Raw genomic sequence first — 15058 nt, 5'->3', positions numbered from 1 at the left:
ATTTTGATCCAGTCCCATTCTACCTTTTGGGGTGTTTTCTGGCCGATAGACTTTCTAATTTTCTCTATTTTGACTTTTTTGATAGCTCCATTGTAAAACCCAAAATGCCTGATCCTCCTAAAACCCTTTGGAAGCAAATGCATGCTGTATCTTTTGATAAAATCTACATCAGAGAGTGTCATCTCTTTTTTGTTTGCACCAGTTCTGTAATCCTTGTAAGAGAAAGTGACTTTTCCTTGTGAGTAATCCAATAAGCGGTGGTTTGAGATGGCAGTTTTGTGCGTGTATCTTCCAAGGTATTCGATGACCTGTTTAGCACCTCCAAAAGGTCTTTTGGCATAAACTACCCATTCTTTTTCAAAACAACTTTTCGCTATACTTTGGTCAAAATACGCTTTTGATGTATCATTCTTTCTTATTTGATCTACAAGTTTTGCTCTGAACATTTTTGCTAATGCTTTCGCTGGGAAAAGGTACTTCCCCGTTTTATCACTGCCTTTCCAATGTTTACCATTGCAAAGCGCTCCTCCCGGAATAATGCAATGCAGGTGAGGGTGCAGACTCAAATTTTGTCCCCAAGTATGAAGCACTGCGATCATTCCCATTTCTCCCTCTAGACTTTTGCTTCCGAATGTTCTGACTGTTTCCCAGACAGTTTTAAAAAGCAGATTATACATCAATTCAGGCTCATGCAGAAAGAGATCATTCAATTTATGAGACACCGTAAATACAGTATGAAAATAAGGTACGTCCAGCACTTCCTCTTCTCGTTTTGCGATCCATTTTTCTCTATAAGTTGCCTGACATTTCGGGCAGTTTCTATTTCTGCAACTGTTGTATGAAATTCTTACTTCACTGCACTTTTCACAGTAGTCGATATGCCTTCCGAGTTTAGCCGTCCTACAAAGTGTTATCGCATGCAGGTCGAATTTCTGTCTGCTGAGAAAATGAGTAGAAGTCCTCCAAAATTGTTGCCGATTGAGAATGTGACTGATCTCAATTTTTGGTTTCATAGATCTTGTCGAAAGGCGAGAAGGAATTGGATTTTTTGACGGTTGTTAGATTGATATACTCCAATGTGGTTTGAAGCGATTCATGCCCGAGCAGTTCCTTTAATGTAAAAGGGTCCATCCCCATTTCGACGCAGTGTGTAGCGTAAGTGTGCCTTAAGGTATGTGTGGTGACTTTTTTGTTAATCTTCGCCGCCTTCACTGTCTGCTTAAGCATTCTTCCAATAGAAGTCGTCGCTATATGTTTTTGAGATCCGTATCCTTGGAAAAGCCATATATTTGGATTTTCAGTTTCAAGGTATTTTTTGATACCAACTTTCCTATTTTCAGCAAGAGGCACCACTCTGTTTTTATCATATTTTGTATCTCTGACATAGATCGTCATTCTTTGTAGATCGATATCGGCAATCTTAAGCTGAGCGACTTCTCTAATTCTTAATCCCGCCGAGTAAATCAGAGCGAACATCACCCTGTACTTCAGTAAGTCAGGTATTTTAAAGATGGCTTTACATTCCTCGACTGACAAGATATCAGGAATCGCCTTTTTCTTTTTCAATACCGGAAGCTTGATGTTTTTTTCTTCCCTTCCTGAATATTTAAAGATATATCTCAATGCATAAACATAGTGTTTGAAAGCAGTATAAGAAGTTTGCTTTTTTTCTTTGAGCTGAAGTAGATAATCATTAATTTCATCATCGGAAAGTTCAAGAGGAGTCTTGTTAAAATGCAATTTTAGCAATAGACTTGATGTAGTTATCAAAGGTAGACTTCGACTTTCCACTTAGAGACATGTTACGATATAATTCGTTGTACATCTCTTTGAAACCAGGAATATTAAAGGCCTTGTCTAGTATAGTACCTATTTTTTTTTCATCTTACGAAATTTAAGGTGTTATAAAATTCATTAAGATGTAAAGGTAAAAAATAGAGGGCTTTAGCTAGCGGAGCTTTTGTTCAACAATAGCTAATCTCCATCCATCGGGTGACGCACCTGTTGGTTGTAATTTAGCCATTACATTGGAGGTTATAAGTTAACTTTATCAATATCAATGAGATATATAATTAGTGCCATAATATTAATTTCTTCATTATACTCTTGTAAAAACGAGACAAAACTTCCAGTTTTAAAGCAATCAGGATTTAAAGAAAAGTCATGGATTGAATTTGACTGGTTTTCAAAGAAAAACTATTTTGATATATTTTATATTGGAAACTTAGAAGATACATTTCTGTTAAAACCTGAAATCAAATTTCATCATGAAATAGAGTATAGTGGCATAAAGTTTAATGATACTACTTTAAGACATTCCAGAAAAATTTATGACTTATATTGTGGACATCTATTAAGTCAAGAAGAATTTAAAGCTAATAGTAAATACTACAGTGATACAACAGTATTAGAAGTGAAAATTGACACTACACAAATTATGAATTATGGTTGGGGTAAAAGTTATCCATTATTCATAATTAATAGAAGTAATAGTTTGGCTTTTATTGGACATGGAATAGATTACCCTCACGTAGGACTTGAAATACAAAACTCTCAAGGTAAATTTATAAGTGTTGGCAGGTCATATTTTAAAATAGGTTGTTCTATGGGAGAAGATGAATTCAATCTATTTCCAAATGAGGTTTTAATTAGTCAAATTCCTATTTTTAGAGGTAAGTCAACAACAAAACTAAGGGTTCGTTTTTCTAATTTTATATCAAATGAAATTACATGTGAGGTTGATGAATCTATTTTTCATCATTATACCACTCTAATACAACCCAAACAATAGCTAATCTCTACCCACCGGTCGACATGTCTGCTGGTCGTAGTTTATACGTTATGTGTCAAACCACATGTAAGAGTAAGGAATGTATGATTTTTATTCTAAAGTAAATTATAAAATTATAGTCATTGGGGTGTTAAGTATGCTTGTCGCATCTGCATTATTATATGTTTTCTATCACACTAATTGGAATGATATGAAAGTCGAAGGGACTGATAGGGAAACTGCCAAAATAATCATGTTAATTTTTTCAGGTGGAAGTTTCTTTTTTTTAGTTATTTCATGCCTGCAGGTCCTTCTTGTAAAAAAGATGGATTTAATAGGAAGTAAGCTAATTATTACATACCCCTTACTATTCACTACAAAACAAATCGATATAACTAATATAGGTCGTATTTATCGTTCAAGGTATAAAATTACTAATAATAGATCATGGTTTGAGAAGAATAATTCAATACTTTACAAGGGGAGAACACTAACAATTGTATTGATGTCAGGACAGAATATTAAACTTGATTCATTAGAAATAACAGAGTTTGAAAGATTTTATACTTTACTAAAAGCAAGGGTAAGAAGAAAAGATGTTGAGGAGAATAAAAAAAATATTATTGAAATACAGTATTTGGTCAGTATAGTTTTAACAATAATATTTGTTATCTATATGGCTAAAGTAAAGCTTTAGTATTGAAGTAATAAAAGATTGATAATAGATCTTTTTAATATTATAAAGGCAATAAACAGTAGCTAAAGCTCCAAGTCTCGACACATCCTCGCTCGTAGCATAGTAATTTCGTCAATGACAATAACAATACAAATGAAATATATTATACTTCTAACATCACTATTCACTTTTTTGGGTTGCAATAGAAAAATAAATAATGAAGATACAGTTAAATCTCTGATTCACAGTATTGATAGTTTATCTGCAATTCCTCAACATGATAAAACGTGGAAATTGTTGGTGAATAGACTTTATGAAAAAGACTCTAATAATATATATGGCATAAAACGTAAGATAAATATCGAATACAATAATGGAAATGATAGTTTAACTATCCATCTTTTTCGAAAATTATCGGATTCAATTCCAAAGTCATCTAACTATCATCTTTTTTATGTATTGAGTCTTGAAAGAATGAGTCTTAAAGATGTTGCTCATAAACACTACCAATACCTTTTAGAGAATATTTCTGATTCTCTTAACCAGAAGCCATTCAATAAATATGAACTACTTACCATTTTATATGGTAAAGATTCAGCTATGAATGAATTTAATCAATTGCCGATATCAAATTCATACTAATACTTATTTACAAAGAAAAGTATTGAAAATTATTCTAATTTAGGTATGCATGATTTTATACCTTTTCCAGACACCTCATACATTCCTGATAAATATTATGTTGTTATACCTGACTCACTTTACAATACAGGAAAACTAAATAGTATGAATAAATTATATACCTATTTTGTTCAAAAAGGGATTAATATTTATCATGTTGGTACAGATAAACGAAATCAAGCTTTTATTTTCAGATCAAAACCAACATACCAAAATAAAATAATGAATATCAAAAGTGTAAAGGTTTTACACACTAATAAAGCCTCTGATAACAGCTAACCTCTATATTAAACAAACTTGGATTTATTAAAGATGAGTAAAACTTCATTATTGTATTTTATTTTTCTAAACTTTCTTTTAATGAGTTGTGATCATGGTGAAAATCTATACATTAGAAATTTTGAAAGTGATACTTTGAAAGTACAACTACATTATCCATTTAGAATGGAGCATAAAGGCTTTATATTTAGTGATCAAATACTACCCTTGGATGAGATAAAAAATCATACTCAATATTATCAGAAATTACAATATGACTATGATAGTATAGATCGAAAATTAAAATTTAACCTATTACCGAAGTCTACAACATTTATCCCAATTAGTACTATTGGATATTTTGAGTACATCAAATTGCAACCTAATGATACCATATGGTTGACTCATAATATAAACAGTGATATTCCCGTTGAATTATTATCTAAAAAAGGTATGCAAAACTTAATTTTTGATATTAAAATGGATATTCTGAAACAGTATTTATCGGAGGACTAAATTAAACAACATCAAAATCAACCGAAATATAATTCATCACTCGACAAGCCTACTGGTCGTATTTTAGTCATTAATAGCTGAAATAATTCTCCGCCAACCTAATCTTGCACCCTCTAGAAGATTGAACTATATTTAGAGAAATATAAACTGACACTGTAGCTGAAACTTTAGTTCTCGGTTGAAAGGCCTGCTGAATGAAGTTTAGCAAATAAGCTAGCAAACATTGACAAAAATGATTTTAAGAGAAAAGATAAAAAATTATATAACCCTTCTCGAAGAAATAGGGGAGAAAGAGTTTTTAATGCCAATTGAAGAAATAAGGCTTGGAAATCAGTTTGCTGAGTTGAAGGACATTGAACTACTTAAGAAAAATTTATTGGTTGATAAATACCTTAATCACAAAAACTTTCATGTCAAAAGAGTAATTGCGATTGCATTTAGAAGGTTAGAGAAATTTGATGACCTAGAAATAAATAATGCAATGAAAAAGTTCTTGAACGATCCTGCACATTGGGTGGTATATGATGCTATTTGGTATTTCAAAGAATCCAAAACAGTTGATAAAAATATAATTCAAATTATAGAAAATCTCTCGGCAAATACTGCATTGACAGAAGAGCAATTACAAGAAACATCACCTTCATCAGATCCTACGGTAAATATGAAATGGATGGCGGATGAAACCCTAGAATCAATAAAAAAGTAATGCTTAGTTCAGGATACTTTTTTGTTGATTACAAAACAATAGATTATAATAATTAAACATAGAGTTAGCACAAGCTAATATGACAAGTCTCTTCTAAGAAAGCTATGTTTATAGTTTAGCAACTTCGTTACCACAGGCAATCAACTTGATAACTAATGCAAAAATTAATTGGACTGTTCTTACTTCTTTTAACCTCATGTGTTTATTCTGAAAAACAAAAGGATGGATATTACCATTACTCCTATTGTACTGCAGTCGCAGGTGAAGAAAGTGAATATCATTTATATAAAACCTCGTTTGAAAATGAGGTTGATTCATCTAATCTAAAAATTAAGATACTTGATAAATTATCTCAAGGGTATCTAAATTTCCCTGTGTATATTGATTATAGCTCAATTGATGGTTCTTCGGGTCGGATAACTGTGCTTGATTCTTTAACAAAATATTTTAAACCTGATACTTATGATTTGAAAGTCAGGAGTATTGGCTGTAGTGATTTAAATATCGATTCATTGTTGATAGAAAAAGAGAATACTTTTGAATTACGAATTGAAATGGGTTTCGGTAGTGGATTTGCTGATTTTGATATACAAAGTAAAAGGAGGCTTACTAAGTTTCAAATAAGACGGAAAGGAAGAAAATTTGCGAAGTAATTTTATAATTTACTTTGTACTAACATCAATAAAGTTCTATCCTTGGTTTATTCATCTTATTACACAATACAAAGCCAAAATATCAGATTATGCCTAAATTCATTCTATTATTAATTTTTATATCTCATTCTGTAATTGGACAAAATACCAGAACCGATAAACGTGTTAGTGAAAAATTCCATGAATTTTTTTATTATGTACCTAAACCTAGTACAAGTAATTCAGAAGCCAATTTGAAGTCAAAATATTCTTCATTTAATCAATTCTCTTTAGAGAAATTATTCGTGTTATATGATAGAACTTCACCTTCCATTAATGATATTATTTTTTTAGAAAGACAAATAATCAGTCTAAGTGAAAACTTATTTAAAGAAAAGAAATATATCTTATTGGAAGCTATTGGTGGGGCTAGTGGATGTGTTGAACCCTGGTATGAGGAAAAAGAAATTGATGGCAGAGATATCAAAATTATAAGGTTGTGTTCTGGCTGTAGTGACTACAGATCCAATTATCATTTAGTGGTTATTTATAATGCCGTAATGAATCAACTATTGGGGATTGAACCTGAAGCTAAACATGTGATGTATAGTTCTAGAAATTTTGTTGAAAATTCTACAACTACCTTGGACTTCGATTTGGTGGAGAGGACTTACAGCTTTATTAATATAGAAACAAAGGAAATGATAGATAAAGGGTTCTGGACTAAACTCAATGGAAATTATTTTTTAGTCTCTGCAATGGATGACTCAAAGAATTATGAATTCGCATTGACAAAAAAGAAGCATTTAAAAAGTACTGATATTGGTAAATTTAAATTGATTCAGTAACTATGATCCATAAAAAAGCCACCTCCGCAAAGCAGAAGTGGCTTCAAAAATCTATATATTAACTATTACTTTGTTGCTTTCAGAAAATCAAATTCAGGATTGATACATCGTTCTCCATAACGTTCAAATACAGCCTTTAACTGCTCTTGAGATTCAGGATATTGCCCTTTATCATCTGTCTCTTCAATCCAAAGTTCCAATGTCTTTCTATGCTGAATTAATTCCGCTTTATAATCAGGGTTTGAAGCTAAATTATGAAGCTCATAAGGATCTTTTTCAAGGTCATACAATTCTTCAGCAGGGCGAGTGTCAGAAAGCCAATCATTGCTAAACTCTACACCATTTTTATAGGCCTCCATCACCGCTATCGTACTTTTCTTATGCGATCTGTATTGTAATTGCATCAATGGACGGTCGGTCATAAAGTTCTTGATATACTTGAATTTTTCAGTTCTCACCGAACGAATTCGATCAATCGTGAAATCACAACGGTCTCTCGCTCCGATTACAAAATCTCTATGATATTTTTTATCAAATACATTTTGACTTTCCATGTATTCGGGCACTTCAATATCCGCTAAATGTAAAGTAGTAGCCGTTAAATCAAGTAAGCTCATCAGATCCTCTCTTACACCACTTTGTTTTAATAGATCAGGATTTCCTGGAGATGAAATAATCATAGGCATATGAAGTCCAGCATCATATAAAAATTGCTTGTCGCGCAGGAGGTTATAACCGTTATCAGAGAAGAAAATAATGATGGTATTTTCATATAAGCCATCCTTTTTTAATTGCTTTATCAATTCCCCAATTTCATTATCCGTCACTTTTATTTGATTATAATGATCTGCAATTTGCTTTCTGATAGATGGAATATCTGGGTAGTAAGGCATCACTTTCACATCCTTAGGATCAACCAAATGCTCTGGCTTATTTTTGTTCTTTCCACCATAAAGCTCAATTACCCCAAAGAAAGGTTGCCCTTCTTCTCTATCATTCCAGCTTCCTGTACCTGTTTTACCAAAATGCTTTTTCTCCGTGTAACTTCCAGACCAGTAATCATTCCAGTCATACGACCAGTTGAAGTCATCTTTTCCTTCACTAAAAGTATGATAACCTTGAGCCTTGAAAAGTTCTGGAAGCACTTTTACATGTTCCGGGAGTGGTTTGTTGACCATTCGTCCTGTACGATGATTATGCGTACCAATAGTTGTTGGCATTGCTCCTGTAAAGATCCCCGAACGTGCAGGAGAACATACTGGAGACATCGAAAAACAGTTGGTAAAAGTTACACCATTTTGAGCTAGGAAATCGATATTTGGTGTTTGGATAGTTGAGTCACCATACACGGGCATCCAAGGGTCAATATCTTCCCCGAAAAGCCATAAAATATTCACTTGTTTTTTCTCTTGTTGTGCTGTATTCATTGCACATTGTGAAAACAAGAAGATAAACAATATGTAAGTACAATTAATGTATTTCATTTTTTATTGATGATTTAATTTCTCGGTTCTTGCACCGTAGTTAAATTATAAGTAGTCGATCTTAATTCATTAAATGTTTCTGGTTTTTAGAAATCAGGAGATTTCTGATGATCCGTGGGCACGAATGACGCTCATGCTTAACATTCGCGCCAGTGTACCACTTCTCCCTAGCGCAAGAGTTAAGCGCTAGCGTCTCTTGTGCTTAAAAGATCTTTTGAAGTCTCTGACTTCTATCAAAAACACTTGTATTTGTACGGTTTTTAGTTGACCGGCGGATCCACCTTTTCCCAAGTTGAATACACTTCATTTTCCCAATCCAATAAAGCATCTTCCAACTCCTTCGCCACCTTTGTTTCTATCGTATATAGATCATTTTTCTCAGATTGATCCAAAGCGATATTGAATAAAGTTTTCTTCCCGCTATGGTATTTTACCATCTTCCAATCGTTTTGAATAACAGACGCATATTGATCCTCATAGCTTCTCATAAAGTACAGATTTCTATCCTTGATTTTCTTTTTTCCGTTGATAGTAGACCACAAACTGACCCCTTGAATCCCAGTATTTTTATATTTCTTATGAGAGGCAATTTCCATTAAAGTAGGAAAGATATCAATCGTAGAAACTGGAGTGTCGATTTCTTTTTTGTGGTTGGAAGGATCAGGTGTATGGATCAACATTGGTACTCTAGCACCTCCTTCACCCAGCGTATTACCGCCAATTTTACCACCACTTAATGGAGCTTGAGAGAAAAATCCACCCTGATCAGAAGTCAGAATAATGATTGTATTTTCATCCAATCCTTTTAATTTCAAAGCCTCTCTGATATGCCCGATAGATTCATCTACTGCAGTGACCATTGCTCCATATTGTTGTTCCCTTTTAGGTAAACCTTTGTATAAATCAAGGTGCTCTTTTTTGCCCACATGTGGACCATGCACACCATAGTACCAAAGCGAGATCATAAAAGGCTGTTTCTTATCGTAATCTTTAATAAAAGAAGTGGTTTGATTGGTCAAATTATCCGTTAAGAATTCTCCCTCTTTCATTTCACCAAATCCTGATTTGAAATAAGGTGGATAATAGCTTTTAGGATGTCCCCAGTTGGTCGTGCCATTTTGTTCATCAAACCCCTGATGAATGGGATGATAAGGTGCATGACCAAGGTGCCATTTTCCAAAGAAAGCATTATAATAACCATATTCTTTTAAAGCTTCTGCATAAGTCACTTCTTCCAAAGGAAGGTAATTAATAGACGGACGTTGTACAGGATCTTTCTTCCAAAAACTGAATTTATCATCATTTGAGCCATCCGGATTAGAATGTACAATATGTCTCACCATCTGCATACGTACGGCTTCTTTTCCGGTCAAAATCGACGCTCTACTAGGGCTACAAGTGGGAGTAGAAACATACGTTCTCGTAAACTCCATACTCTCTTCCTTCAGCTGATTTATATTAGGAGTGACATATTTATTATTGCGATAGCCCACATCCATCCATCCCCAATCATCTACAAAAAGTAAAATGATATTGGGCGGTTCTTTGGCGTAGGTGCTAGTATTTAATAGAAAAAATAGGAGGAAATATCCTATATAAAAAAGTTGCTTGATCATATTCATTACATTTCAATCGTAAAATTAGATTTTGTATTGTTCCCTTTCATTTCGAAGTCAGGAGACTTCACCAATAATCAGTTCCAAGTGACACTATCGTTTAACACTTGAAACATGGTTTTTAATACCATTGACAAGGTCATTTTTTTCTCTAAAATAAGGGTGTTTTTGCGTTTTTTTTATGTACTTTTTAGTCAATTCAGCTTTTTATTTCATAATGGGTTATTAGCCTGAATCAGCATAAAAGCCTCATTTTTAATACTGTCAGTTAGGTTATTTTGTATCTGATAGAAAAGTCGTACGTAAAAGGACTGATCATGTACGGAGAACAACATCAAATTTTTATTATTCATTGATATTTGGGTAGTGACATCGAATATTTTTGAATGAAATGAGATAAAAATGTTGAAGCTGATAGGATTAAATATTGTACTACTTATACTGTCATTTCAAGCCCTTGGAAGTGATAGAGTGAACTTTAATAGTTCTTGGAAATTTGTAAGAGAGGAAGCCCCTCTTAACGTAGATAAACTTCATAAATTAGACTTTGATGATAGCCAGTGGGAGGAAGTAACTTTACCACATACTACACGACTAGAGCCTTTGGTAGTGAATGATCAATGGCAGGGGGTTTCTTGGTATAGAAAGAAATTTAAAGTGCAGTCGAACCCTGCAGAGAAGAGAATTTTTGTAGAGTTTGAAGGAGCGATGAACATTGCTGAAGTGTGGGTCAATGGGCAATATGTCAAGAAACATTTTGGGGGTTATTTGCCGTTTGTCATTGATATGACGGATTACGTTTCTCCTCAAAAGGAAAATGTGATTGTAGTGAAGTTGGATAATACAGATAGTGAGATTACGGGGCCGAAACCCTTAAAAATATTAGACTTCAATACTTATGGCGGTCTTTATAGAAATGTTTGGTTGATTGAGAAAAATCCAGTGCATATTACTTTTCCATTGTTGGAAGAGAAAGTAGCTGGAGGTGGTATTTTTGTCAATTACCCTGAAGTAAATGCGAATAAGGCATCATTAAAAATTAAGACGGAAGTAAAGAATACAACTTCCAAAGTACAGGAAGTAAAAGTGACGCAAACGCTTTACTTTAAAAATAAGAAAGTGATGAAATTCCAAGGTTCAGCTTTCGAACTTTCATCTAATAATACAAAAACAGTTACACAAGATTTGAGTGTAAAGAAACCAAAACTTTGGGATACACACTCACCGAATTTATACCAATTGATGACCGAAGTGACTGTAGATGGTAAAGTGGTGGATCAACAGCGAACGACAATTGGTATTAAGAAAGTGGAATTTGTAGGGACTGAATTGTATATCAATGGACAGAAAAGATATTTGAGAGGAACGAACAGACATCAGGAGTATCCTTATGTGGGTTATGCACTATCTGAACAAGCTGAAATTCGTGATGCAAAATTGATCAAAGAAGCTGGTTTTGATGTCGTTCGTTTATCGCATTACCCGCATTCAACAGCTTTTATGAATGCTTGTGATTCATTGGGGTTATTGACAATTGATGCCATTTTAGGATGGCAATATTACAAACCAACGGACGGTTTTAGAAATCAGATTTTCCAAACGGCAAGAGATTTAATCAGAAGAGATAGAAACCATGCGAATGTATTGCTTTGGGAAGTTTCTTTGAATGAGACAAAAATGCCTTTGGAGTTTAGAAAGAAATTAAGTGCGATTGTAAAGGAAGAATATCCAATTGGAGCATCATACTCAGCAGGTTGGATGAACGAGGGGTATGATGTGTTCTTCCAAGCGCGCCAACACCGTATTTTACATCCCGACGATCAGGAGCATTGGAAGGGTCCTTACTTTGTTTCTGAGTATGGTGATTGGGAATATTACTCAAAAAATGCAGGTCTAAATCAACACCAATTAGACAAGCAAACACGATATGAAACTTCAAGCCGACAAGCAAGAGCGTACGGTGAAAAACGATTATTACAACAGGCTTACAATGTACAAGAAGCATTAAACGACAACTTACAAACTACTGCTTTTGGAGACGGGTATTGGGTGATGTTTGATTACAATAGAGGTTACCACCAGGATATCGAATATTCTGGAATTGCGGACATTTTTAGGATTGAGAAATTCGCCTATTATTTTTATCAATCTCAAAAAGACGCTTCTAAAAAAGAAGATGCCATGGTGAAAATTGCTTCTTATTGGGATGAAAACTCCCCTCTATCCCTGAAAGTATATTCTAATTGTGAGCAAGTAAAACTGTATCTTAATGATCAATTGATTGGTGAGCAAAAGCCAGATCAAGACCAAAAATCAACGAACCTTTCGCATCCTCCATTTACGTTTGCTTTGAAAGAATTTAAGAAAGGAACACTAAGAGCAGAAGGGTATATCAAAGGAAAAAAAGTAAGAGAAGATTGGGTGAAAACACCTGAAAAAGCACATCATTTATCGATTGTTTTGGCAGATAGAGCAGTGCCTTTAGCTTCTCAAGATGTGGTTTTTGCCTACATCAAAGTGGTAGATGAAAATGGTACTTTGGTACACGATCACCAAGAAGAAATTAATGTATCACTAGAAGGGGATATCCAATTAATGAATACAGAAACGCTTACAACGGATGCCGGTATCGCAACAGCTTTGATCAAAATCAATAGCTTGAAGAAAGACATCAGCATCAAAGCAGTTTCTAAATCGGAACAATTAAAAGGAAGCCTTCAACGTAAACTAAACTAACAAACGACATGAAATTATTCATAATTCAATTTCTAATTTTGGTATTCGTGGTACCATCTTATGCGGAGAAAATTATTCCTATTCCTCGTCAAGGGGATAGGGATATGACTCCCGTAATACGTGAAGCGATAGAAAATGCAAATGATAAAGAAATTAAATTGGTTTTTGAGGAAGGGAAATATTATTTCCAACCTGATTTTGCCTACGAGAAATACTGTCCTATCACCAACCATAAAAACGGAATCAAACGTATTGCATTTCCTTTTGAAAACTTTGAAAAAGTAACCATTGAAGGAAAGAATACGGAGTTGATTTTTAATGGTCAGATGTTTCCGTTCTTAATTGAAAACTGTCAGAATGTAAGCATCAAAAACATCAAAATTGATTGGAAAGTACCGTTTACAATTCAGGGAACGGTTGTAGCAGTCAATGAAAAAGAAAAGTGGATGGATGTAGTAATGGATACAGAAGGTTATTCATTTCAACTTAGAAGAGGACAATTACAATTCCCTAATATCAAGCATTTTACTTATTCCAGTTTAGGAAATACATTGACTTTTGATCCGAAAACAAAAGCAGTGGCACATGGGGGATTGGATTTAAATGGCCGACCTGAGAAAGTAGAACATTTAGAGGGCAATAAGTACCGTTTCCATGGCCCGATGAGACAGTTTCCAACATTAAACAATAAGATCAATTTTAAAGGACCTCATGGTGATAACCGATATGCACCCGCTTTTCAAATGATCTCGTCTAAAGATATTTCCTTTGATAATGTGGTTGTACACCATGCTCTAGGAATGGGCTTTTTGGCGGAGAGAAGCGAAAATGTAACATTAAAAAATAGTGGTGTTTACACAAGAAAAGACAGCGATCGATTGATTTCTTCTACTGCTGATGCAACGCACTTTTGTAATGTAAAAGGAAAGGTTTTGGTAGAAAACTGCCGTTTTGAAAATATGCTGGACGATGCCACTAACGTGCATGGAACGTATGTTTCTATTGATAAAGTAGTGAATAAAAGAAGCGTGATTGTGAAGTTGGAGCACTACCAACAATACGGTTTTCAGTTTGCCGGAAAAGGAGATGAAATTTGGTGGATCCATCAGCCAAGCCCAGATCGTCAAGCGAAAGTTTTAAAGGTAGCTTCTTATAAAGAACTCAACGAAGAGTACACTCAGTTGACGTTTGAAAATGACCTTCCATCGGCATTAAAAAGTGGTGATTTGATGGAAAATAAGACATGGAATCCTGAGTTTGTGATGAGAGGATGCACCATGCAAAACCATAGAGCAAGAAATATTGTACTGAAAACTCCAGAGAAAATTGTGATTGAAGAGAACTACTTCTCATCAAGTATGTCAGCCGTTTTCTTTAGAGGTGAATCATTCCATTGGTTTGAATCGGGGCAGGTAGAAGATGTATTGATTCAGAACAACACTTTTTATAATTGTGCCACAAGTGGGATGGAACATGCGGTGCTTTATATCACGCCAAGATTAGGAAAAGCAACCGATAAGAAAGCAATTTATGATAGAAATATCCGCTTTATCAATAACAAAATCAACACATTTGATAGCCGAATTGTATGGGCATATAATGTGGATGGTTTATTGATTAAAGGAAATGAAATCATCAAAAATAATGAATTAGAAGAGCTTCACCCTGATCGTCCAATTTTTGAATTCAACCATTGTAAAAACGTGGAAATTGGTAAAAACAAAATCAAAGGTTTTGAGGAAGTGATCATTAAAGAAGATGGTCAGTTGAGAGATATGTGATTTTTGAGGGAAGAAGGAAGAGGGGTGAGATAAGGTGGTTCGTGAGTCGCAAAGCATTGCGTCTCTACAGGAGTTGTACTTTCAATTTAATGAATTGCTAAATTGAAAAGGTATCGTCTTGTAGAGCCACAATGCCTTGTGGCTCACGAACCATTTTAAAAACCACTTTACGAACTAATATTTTTAACGTTAACCCTATGTAATCTATTGTCATTTCAATGTGCCTGATTGTACATTCATTTTTATTTCAATAGAAACATCAATTTAACGGAAAACAACGTTCATTTTGTTATTTCAATCTACATTAGATCTAGAAATCAATTCAAGCAGTTTGCAAACTAAGTTTAATTGAGA

At 34.1% G+C, this 15058-nt stretch carries 14 protein-coding genes; 10 read left to right on the top strand and 4 right to left on the bottom strand.

Annotated features, from left to right (window positions below):
- Positions 1–1013 (bottom strand): IS91 family transposase (locus HHU12_RS20940; protein ID WP_169658694.1); only part of this gene is annotated, 1013 nt, incomplete at its 3' end.
- The gene (locus tag HHU12_RS20935; protein ID WP_169658693.1) at positions 997–1740 is read right to left on the bottom strand and encodes a tyrosine-type recombinase/integrase; all 744 of its coding nucleotides are present in this window, start codon (positions 1738–1740) and stop codon (positions 997–999) included. The genes HHU12_RS20935 and HHU12_RS20940, both read right to left, overlap by 17 nt.
- A gap of 319 nt (positions 1741–2059) precedes the next feature.
- Here HHU12_RS20935 and HHU12_RS20930 point away from each other — a divergent pair, with 319 nt between their 5' ends.
- From HHU12_RS20930 to HHU12_RS20895, 8 genes are all read left to right on the top strand, one after another.
- On the top strand, positions 2060–2791 hold the full coding sequence (locus HHU12_RS20930; RefSeq protein WP_169658692.1) for a hypothetical protein: 732 nt from the start codon (positions 2060–2062) through the stop codon (positions 2789–2791).
- Positions 2792–2870: 79 nt separating this feature from the next.
- Positions 2871–3467: a hypothetical protein gene (locus tag HHU12_RS20925; RefSeq protein ID WP_205959943.1), complete on the top strand. Its 597-nt coding sequence runs from the start codon at positions 2871–2873 to the stop codon at positions 3465–3467.
- A gap of 132 nt (positions 3468–3599) precedes the next feature.
- Positions 3600–4088: a hypothetical protein gene (locus HHU12_RS20920; RefSeq protein WP_169658690.1), complete on the top strand. Its 489-nt coding sequence runs from the start codon at positions 3600–3602 to the stop codon at positions 4086–4088.
- A 45-nt stretch (positions 4089–4133) separates the two neighbouring features.
- On the top strand, positions 4134–4406 hold the full coding sequence (locus HHU12_RS20915; protein WP_169658689.1) for a hypothetical protein: 273 nt from the start codon (positions 4134–4136) through the stop codon (positions 4404–4406).
- 81 nt (positions 4407–4487) lie between these two features.
- Positions 4488–4901 carry a hypothetical protein gene (locus tag HHU12_RS20910; RefSeq protein WP_169658688.1) on the top strand — a complete coding sequence of 138 codons (414 nt, stop codon included), beginning with the start codon at positions 4488–4490 and terminating at the stop codon, positions 4899–4901.
- A gap of 232 nt (positions 4902–5133) precedes the next feature.
- A complete protein-coding gene (locus HHU12_RS20905) occupies positions 5134–5607 on the top strand; it encodes a hypothetical protein (protein WP_169658687.1) in 474 nt (157 codons plus the stop codon).
- Between the two features lie 155 nt (positions 5608–5762).
- Positions 5763–6260 carry a hypothetical protein gene (locus tag HHU12_RS20900; RefSeq protein ID WP_169658686.1) on the top strand — a complete coding sequence of 166 codons (498 nt, stop codon included), beginning with the start codon at positions 5763–5765 and terminating at the stop codon, positions 6258–6260.
- A gap of 89 nt (positions 6261–6349) precedes the next feature.
- Positions 6350–7087 carry a hypothetical protein gene (locus HHU12_RS20895; protein WP_169658685.1) on the top strand — a complete coding sequence of 246 codons (738 nt, stop codon included), beginning with the start codon at positions 6350–6352 and terminating at the stop codon, positions 7085–7087.
- Positions 7088–7152: 65 nt separating this feature from the next.
- Here HHU12_RS20895 and HHU12_RS20890 read toward each other — a convergent pair whose 3' ends face one another.
- Positions 7153–8571 (bottom strand): sulfatase family protein, encoded by a 1419-nt coding sequence (locus tag HHU12_RS20890; RefSeq protein WP_169658684.1) that lies wholly within the window; start codon positions 8569–8571, stop codon positions 7153–7155.
- Positions 8572–8831: 260 nt separating this feature from the next.
- Positions 8832–10187, bottom strand: a complete 1356-nt coding sequence (locus HHU12_RS20885) for a sulfatase-like hydrolase/transferase (RefSeq protein WP_169658683.1) — start codon at positions 10185–10187, stop codon at positions 8832–8834.
- 402 nt (positions 10188–10589) lie between these two features.
- Between HHU12_RS20885 and HHU12_RS20880 the strand changes: the two genes are divergently transcribed.
- Positions 10590–12923, top strand: a complete 2334-nt coding sequence (locus HHU12_RS20880; RefSeq protein WP_169658682.1) for a glycoside hydrolase family 2 protein — start codon at positions 10590–10592, stop codon at positions 12921–12923.
- Between the two features lie 8 nt (positions 12924–12931).
- A complete protein-coding gene (locus HHU12_RS20875) occupies positions 12932–14704 on the top strand; it encodes an alpha-1,3-galactosidase-related protein (RefSeq protein WP_169658681.1) in 1773 nt (590 codons plus the stop codon).
- Positions 14705–15058 lie beyond the last annotated feature (354 nt).

The organism is Flammeovirga aprica JL-4 (assembly GCF_012844305.1).
In the GTDB taxonomy this organism is placed as follows: Bacteria; Bacteroidota; Bacteroidia; order Cytophagales; family Flammeovirgaceae; genus Flammeovirga; species Flammeovirga aprica.
This window is presented reverse-complemented; position numbering and strand designations above follow the sequence as displayed.

Coding starts and splice junctions, on each gene's coding strand:
- HHU12_RS20930 (WP_169658692.1), top strand. CDS start 2,060: ATGAGATATATAATTAGTGCCATAATATTAATTTCTTCATTATACTCT.
- HHU12_RS20925 (WP_205959943.1), top strand. CDS start 2,871: ATGTATGATTTTTATTCTAAAGTAAATTATAAAATTATAGTCATTGGG.
- HHU12_RS20920 (WP_169658690.1), top strand. CDS start 3,600: ATGAAATATATTATACTTCTAACATCACTATTCACTTTTTTGGGTTGC.
- HHU12_RS20915 (WP_169658689.1), top strand. CDS start 4,134: ATGCATGATTTTATACCTTTTCCAGACACCTCATACATTCCTGATAAA.
- HHU12_RS20910 (WP_169658688.1), top strand. CDS start 4,488: ATGAGTTGTGATCATGGTGAAAATCTATACATTAGAAATTTTGAAAGT.
- HHU12_RS20905 (WP_169658687.1), top strand. CDS start 5,134: ATGATTTTAAGAGAAAAGATAAAAAATTATATAACCCTTCTCGAAGAA.
- HHU12_RS20900 (WP_169658686.1), top strand. CDS start 5,763: ATGCAAAAATTAATTGGACTGTTCTTACTTCTTTTAACCTCATGTGTT.
- HHU12_RS20895 (WP_169658685.1), top strand. CDS start 6,350: ATGCCTAAATTCATTCTATTATTAATTTTTATATCTCATTCTGTAATT.
- HHU12_RS20890 (WP_169658684.1), bottom strand. CDS start 8,571: ATGAAATACATTAATTGTACTTACATATTGTTTATCTTCTTGTTTTCA.
- HHU12_RS20885 (WP_169658683.1), bottom strand. CDS start 10,187: ATGATCAAGCAACTTTTTTATATAGGATATTTCCTCCTATTTTTTCTA.
- HHU12_RS20880 (WP_169658682.1), top strand. CDS start 10,590: ATGTTGAAGCTGATAGGATTAAATATTGTACTACTTATACTGTCATTT.
- HHU12_RS20875 (WP_169658681.1), top strand. CDS start 12,932: ATGAAATTATTCATAATTCAATTTCTAATTTTGGTATTCGTGGTACCA.